3 protein-coding genes are annotated in these 4,348 nt (G+C 62.2%); all 3 read left to right on the top strand.

Annotation, left to right across the window (positions count from 1 at the left end; genetic code table 11):
• Positions 1-1,900, top strand: a 1,900-nt coding sequence (locus AC1D0Z_RS16660) for an efflux RND transporter permease subunit (RefSeq protein WP_477659333.1), incomplete at its 5' end; no start/stop codon positions are given.
• Positions 1,893-3,398, top strand: coding sequence for an efflux transporter outer membrane subunit (locus tag AC1D0Z_RS16655; protein WP_477659332.1), 1,506 nt, complete (start codon positions 1,893-1,895; stop codon positions 3,396-3,398). The genes AC1D0Z_RS16660 and AC1D0Z_RS16655, both read left to right, overlap by 8 nt.
• 573 nt (positions 3,399-3,971) lie before the next feature.
• Positions 3,972-4,348: ABC transporter substrate-binding protein (locus tag AC1D0Z_RS16650; protein WP_477659331.1), on the top strand; the 377-nt coding region annotated here is incomplete at its 3' end.

Below are 4,348 nucleotides of genomic sequence, written 5' to 3'. Positions count from 1 at the left end.
GCTCGAGGCTACACGCAAGGCGATGGGACAGATTTCGGGCGCCATCATCGGCGTGACCGTGGTGCTGATTTCCGTGTTCGTGCCATTGGCATTTTTTGCGGGTTCGACCGGCAACATCTACCGCCAGTTCTCCGCTGTGATGGTGTCGTCCATCGGTTTTTCCGCCTTCCTGGCCCTGTCACTCACGCCGGCGCTTYGTGCCACGCTGCTCAAGCCGGTTGAGGCCGGACACCATCACGAAAAGAAGGGCTTTTTCGGCTGGTTTAACCGTGGCTTCTCACGTACGGCCAAAAGCTATGAAGGATTGGTTGCACGAATTCTCAAGCGCGCCGCACGATACCTCGTGATCTATGTGGCCATCATTGCTGCCGTCGCCGTGGTGTACCTGCGTTTGCCCACATCCTTCCTGCCCAATGAAGACCAGGGCAACCTGCTGGTGAACGTACAGTTGCCGCCGGGCGCAACCTACGAGCGCACGCTGTCCGTGATGGAAAAAGTCGAGGGCTTCATGCTCAAGCAGCCTGAAGTTGAAAGCATGGTGGGTGTGCTGGGCTTCAGTTTTTCCGGCCAGGGCCAGAATGCCGCACTGGCCTTCGTGACGCTCAAGGACTGGAACGAGCGCGACGGCGAAGCGCATTCGGCCTCAGCGATAGCAGGACGGGCTTTCGGCGCCCTCATGGGTGTGCGTGATGCCTTCATCTTTCCGCTCAGCCCGCCACCCATTCCCGAGCTGGGCACGGCCTCGGGATTCAGCTTCCGCCTGCAGGACCGCGGCGGCGCGGGCCATGATGCGCTCATCAACGCACGCAACCAGCTTTTGGGCATGGTTGCCAAGAGTCCGGTGCTCACGCAGGTACGGCCCGACGGCCTGGAAGACGCGCCGCAGCTGCAGCTCGACATTGACCGTGACAAAGCCAATGCGTTGGGCGTGTCGTTTGACGCGATCAACGCGGTCCTGTCCACCTCGCTAGGTTCCAGCTACGTGAACGACTTCCCCAATCAGGGACGCCTGCAGCGCGTCGTGGTCCAGGCCGATGCACCTTCCCGGATGCAGCCCGACGACCTGCTCCGGCTCAACGCTATCAACAGCCGCGGCCTGCCAGTTCCGTTGTCGTCGTTTGCCAGCACGCGGTGGATCAAGGGTGCGATGCAGACGGTGCGTTACAACGGCTACCCGGCAGTGCGTATCAGCGGCAGCGCCGCCCCAGGCTACAGCTCGGGCGCAGCGATGGCCGAGATGGAAAAACTCGCAGCGCAGCTGCCGCAGGGCTTCGGTTTCGAATGGACAGGCCAGTCGCGCGAGGAAAAACTCGCCGGCTCGCAAGCCATGCTGCTCTATGGTTTTGCCATCCTCGCAGTGTTCCTGTGCCTTGCCGCCCTGTATGAAAGCTGGAGCATTCCGCTTGCGGTGATCCTGGTGGTGCCCTTGGGCGTGATCGGTGTATTGCTGGCGAYGCTGTTGCGCAGCTATTCGAATGACGTGTACTTCCAGGTGGGGCTGATCACCATCATCGGCCTGTCGGCAAAAAATGCGATTTTGATCATCGAGTTCGCCAAAGACCTCCAGGCGCAGGGCAAAGGGGTCATCGAGTCGGCGCTGGCGGCTGCGCATCTGCGGTTCCGGCCCATCGTCATGACCTCGCTGGCCTTCGGCCTGGGCGTGCTGCCTTTGGTACTGGCGTCCGGCGCCGGCTCCGCAAGCCAGCGCGCCATCGGTACCGGCGTGATCGGCGGCATGATCACCGGCACGGCCCTGGCCGTGATTTTTGTCCCGGTGTTCTTTGTGGTCGTGCGCGGTCTCTTCAAGGGCAGCGAGCGGCAAAACAGGATGTATTCGGAACATGCCAAGGCAGCAGGCATCACCGGCGAAGAAGGAAGTGAAGGCAAAGCCCATGAGTAAATCCAGCGTGAAACCCAGGCTCCCGCAGCTTTTGGCGGTTGGTGCGGCGGCACTGCTGGCCGGTTGCTCGATGATCCCGAAATACGAGCGCCCGGCAGCACCCATCGCAGACCAGTGGCCGACCACAGCCGGCATCACCACGGGCTCAGCGCAGGCGCAGCCAGCCGCTGCTGCGGCCCCGGCGGTCGCAGCGGCCGATATCGAGTGGCAGGCTTTTTTCAGCGACCCCAAATTGCGCCAGCTCATAGACGCTGCTCTGCGCAACAACCGTGACCTGCGCATTGCCGTACTTAATATCGAGCAAGCCAGGGCCCAGTACGGGATTCGCCGCGCCGACCAGTTCCCCACGATCAATGCGGGCATCACCGGTTCGCGCCAGCCCAACCCCAACGGTAACGGCAGCATCACCAGTTCCTACACCGCCGGGTTGCTGATGCCGTCCTATGAGCTCGACTTTTTCGGCCGTGTCTCCAGCCTGAAGGAAGCGGCATTGGCGCAGTACCTGGCGACGGAAGAAGGACGAAAGACCGCACAGATCAGCCTGATCGCGTCGGTGGCCAACACTTACCTTAGCTTGATGGCCGACGAAGAGCTTCTGGCCATTACGCAGCAAACACTGGCCACGCGGGAAGAGTCCTTCAAGCTCAGCAAGCTGCGCTTTGACAACGGCGTCGCTTCCGAGCTGGACTTCCGCCAGGCCGAGTCCCTGACCGAGGCGGCCCGCGCATCACTGGCCCAGCTGGTGCGCCAGCGTGCGCTGGACCAGAACGCTTTGACCCTGTTGATCGGCCAGCCGCTCACCGGCGACCTGGCCGTGGCCTTGCCCGCCGGCAAAGGCCTGGCCGATGCACCCATGATGGTCGATGTGCCTGCGGGGTTGCCGTCCGATTTGCTGACACGGCGTCCCGATATCCGGCAGGCCGAGCAACGGTTGCTGGCTGCCAACGCCGACATTGGTGCAGCCCGCGCGGCTTTTTTCCCGCGTATATCGCTCACGGCGTCTGCCGGCAGTGCCAGTTCGCACCTGTCCGGCCTTTTCAAGAGCGGCTCCTATGGCTGGACGCTGGCGCCACAGCTGATCCTTCCGCTTTTTGATGCGGGACGTAATCGCGCAGGCCTGGACTCGGCCAACGCCGGCCGCGATATCGCCATTGCCCAGTACGAAAAATCCATCCAGACGGCTTTCCGTGAGGTGGCCGATGCGCTGGCAGGCCGCGACACCCTCGGCGAGCAATTGCGCGCCCAGCAGGCACAGGCCAATGCCGAGGCGACGCGGTTCAAGCTGGCTGACCTGCGCTACCAGAACGGTGTTGCCAGTTACCTGGACCAGCTCGACGCGCAGCGTGCGCTGTTTGCTGCGCGCCAGGCGGTGGTGCAAACCCGCCTGGCCCAGCTGCAAAGCCAGGTCACGCTGTACAAGACCCTGGGTGGCGGCTGGAAGGAAGAGYCGCCGGAGGAAGCCTTGAGTCTGAAGGCGTCCCGCCAGCTCAGCCGCTGAGCGGGTGCGCGGCGTCTGAAGGCGCCTGCACGGATTGGACACCGGTGCTATAAGATTGATAGCTGCTTGCGCCCATGGTTATTGGGCTGGCGGCTATTTTTATACCAATTCTCAAAAGAGCAGGGCGGCCGGTTCTTTTCCTGAACCAAAATCCACGTGATTTATGCCTGCAGGCCAATCATCATGGGCGCAAGCAGCTATCAAAATAATAGCGGCCTTGCTCACACTTGCGATGGCGTCATAAGGCGGCTGAGCCAGGCACTGACTCCAGCCATACCGCGCATGCGCGGCATGAATCGCGGTACCTGTCCATTACGGTTACGGCCGCTTCCTCGCTCGTTCAGTTGTGAGCAAGTGTTCCCCATGTATCTGCTGACTTCCATGCCAACCCAAGGCCTCGTGAAGGCACGCTAATTGCTGAAGGGTTACTCCCTACGGGGCCGCGCCTGGTGCGGCGGTATATTCGCGCCGACTGACAGGCATGCGGGGACTCCTCTCATGAGAGGGCTCCCGTTCCCATCAACCATGGCGGGCCACAAGCCCGCCAATTTTCTATTCAGGAGTGCAACAAGCATGAACTCAAACTGGACGATGAAGGCGCTGACAAGCGCCGTGCTGCTGGCCTTGGCCGGCCTGGCTGGCCTGGCGGTTGCGGCCACAGTGCCCGCGGGCGTGAAGCTGCACGAGACGCAGGAGCTGGTCCGCAACAATGGCTCCGAGCCTGAAACCCTGGATGCGGCACTGGCGACTGGTGTTCCGGCCAACAACGTGATCCGCGACATGTTCGAAGGGCTGGCTGCTGCCGACCAAAACGGCAAGATCGTCCCCGCCGTGGCGGAGAGCTGGAAGCAGATGGACCCCCTGACCTGGGTCTTCAAGCTGCGCAAGAACGCCAAATGGTCCAACGGCGACCCGGTGACTGCCGAAGATTTCATCTACAGCATGCGCCG

The sequence above is a fragment of the Polaromonas sp. P1_E3 genome (assembly GCF_056405935.1).
This window is presented reverse-complemented; position numbering and strand designations above follow the sequence as displayed.